This is a genomic window from Mesorhizobium sp. M7A.F.Ca.CA.004.12.1.1, assembly GCF_003997835.1.
Taxonomy (GTDB): domain Bacteria; phylum Pseudomonadota; class Alphaproteobacteria; order Rhizobiales; family Rhizobiaceae; genus Mesorhizobium.
This window is the reverse complement of the sequence record NZ_RZRK01000951.1, coordinates 1-2,148: the sequence shown is the minus strand read 5'-3', so window position 1 is coordinate 2,148 and position 2,148 is coordinate 1. Positions and strand designations below refer to the sequence as shown.

Here is a 2,148-nt window from a genome sequence, read left to right as displayed (position 1 = left end):
GCTCTATTCTTTCAACCCCAGCGGCGAGCTGAAGCCGGAGGGCACCTGGATCACCGAAGGCATCGGGCAGGGGCGCACCACCGCCAATCTCGAAGGGTTCACGCCGGATTTTTCATTCCAGATCCCCGATGAGGATGCGCTGCCGATCGTCTTCGACCTGATCCAGGAAGAGGGCCTTTGCGTCGGCGGCTCGACCGGCATCAACATAGCCGGCGCGATCCGTCTGGGCAGGGAATTAGGTCCCGGCCACACCATCGTGACCATTCTTTGTGATTATGGCACGCGCTATCAATCAAAACTGTTCAACCCGGAATTCCTGCGCGAAAAGCAGCTGCCGGTGCCAGGCTGGATGGAACTGAAGAGCACAATTCCGGTGCCGTTCGAAAAGGTCGCGTGATGGCAAACAGGACGGACGCCCTGTTTCGCGACGATGCCTATCTGCGGACGGCGGACGCAACGGTCGTTGCCGTCAACGATCGCGGCGGTATCATCCTCGACCGGACCATCTTCTACGCCACTTCAGGCGGCCAACCGGGCGATACCGGGTATCTCGAACGCGGCGACGGCAGCCGTATCGTCATTGCCGCCACCCTCACCGGTGAGACCAAGGACGAGATCATACACGTGCCGGCGCCGGAGCAGGCGGTTCCGCAGCCAGGCGAGGCGCTGAGGCTGGCGATCGACTGGGAGCGGCGGCATCTCCTGATGCGCATGCACGCGGCTTGCCATCTGCTCACCGTCGTCTGCCCGTTCCCGATCACCGGTGCCTCGGTTTCCGAGGACGACAGCCGTGTCGACTTCGACGCTCCGGATGCCGGCTTCACCAAGGAGGACGTCACCGCCGGGCTGATGGACCTGGTGCGGGCCGATCATCCGATCTTTGTCAGGCTGATCAGTGACGAAGACCTGGCCGCCAATCCCGGCCTGGTGAAATCCAAGAACGTTCGGCCGCCGGTGGGCACAGGCAAGATCCGCCTGGTTTGTATCGGCGACAACGCTTCGGTGGACAGCCAGCCCTGCGGCGGCACCCATGTGAAAAGCACCGCCGAAGTCGGCGAAATCCACATCGGCAAGATCGAGAAGAAGGGCCGCGAGAACCGGCGCTTCCGCATCCGCTTTGGGCCGATGCCGGCAAACTGAACAGGACAGTGATCGCCAAAAAGCGAGCAGGAGAACAAAATGGCCGAGGACAGCCCCTTCACCGTCGACGCAGACTGGCTGCAGCAACGTCTCGGCGAGCCGGGCCTGACGATCATCGACGCATCCTGGTATCTCCCGGCGCAGAGGCGCGATGCGCGCGGCGAGTATGAGTCGGCCCATATCCCGGGCGCACGTTTTCTCGATCAGGATGCCGTTTCGGACCCGGATTCGCCCCTGCCGCATACCTTGCCGTCGCCGCAGCATTTTGCCCAGTATGTCGGCGCCATGGGCGTTTCGGCCGATGACACCATCGTCGTCTACGACGGGCCGGGTTTCTTCTCCGCACCCCGGGCGTGGTGGATGTTCCGGGTGATGGGCGTCTTTCAGACCTATATTCTGGAGGGCGGCTTCGATGGCTGGAAAGCCGCCGGCAGGCCGGTGACGGCCGAACCGACCAAGATCGCGCCAAGCGTGTTTCATGCCGATTTCGACGCCGGGCGCGTCGCCAGCCTCGCCGACATGCGCGGGATCGTCGACACCAAGGCGAGCCAGATCGCCGACGCCCGTGGACCGGGCCGCTTCACCGGCACTGAACCTGAGCCGCGCGCGGGTATCCGCTCCGGCCATATGCCCGGCGCGCGCAATCTGCCCTATTCGGCGCTGTCGGAAAATGGCGAGCTGCTGTCGAAGGACCGTCTGCGCAAGGTGATCGAGGAGGCCGGCATCGATCTGTCGAAACCTGTCGTCACTTCATGCGGCTCCGGTATTACCGCGGCGGTGGTGACGCTGGCGCTGGAAACGCTTGGCCATACAAACAACAGGCTTTACGACGGCTCCTGGACGGAGTGGGGCGGGCTTTCCGACACGCCTGTCGTGACCGGCCCCGTTGTGATCGGCAAGGAATGAAGACGGTGGAAAACGGCGCGCTGGAAGACATCGAAGTCACGGTGACGTTCCTCGAGATGCATGTGCCTCCGGCCTATTCGCCGCCTGTGCCGTATAACCGTC

At 63.4% G+C, this 2,148-nt stretch carries 2 protein-coding genes and 2 pseudogenes; all 4 read left to right on the top strand.

All coding sequences use genetic code 11. The features are described from left to right. Window positions 1-397, top strand: a pseudogene (locus EN984_RS32140) (pyridoxal-phosphate dependent enzyme); the annotation flags it as partial. Next, window positions 397-1,140 carry an alanyl-tRNA editing protein gene (locus EN984_RS32135; protein ID WP_127270595.1) on the top strand — a complete coding sequence of 248 codons (744 nt, stop codon included), beginning with the start codon at window positions 397-399 and terminating at the stop codon, window positions 1,138-1,140. The pseudogene EN984_RS32140 and the gene EN984_RS32135, both read left to right, overlap by 1 nt. Before the next feature lie 39 nt (window positions 1,141-1,179). After that, window positions 1,180-2,046: a 3-mercaptopyruvate sulfurtransferase gene (gene sseA / locus EN984_RS32130; RefSeq protein WP_127270594.1), complete on the top strand. Its 867-nt coding sequence runs from the start codon at window positions 1,180-1,182 to the stop codon at window positions 2,044-2,046. Window positions 2,047-2,051: 5 nt separating this feature from the next. Further along, window positions 2,052-2,148 (top strand): annotated as a pseudogene (locus EN984_RS39560) (GNAT family N-acetyltransferase); the annotation flags it as partial.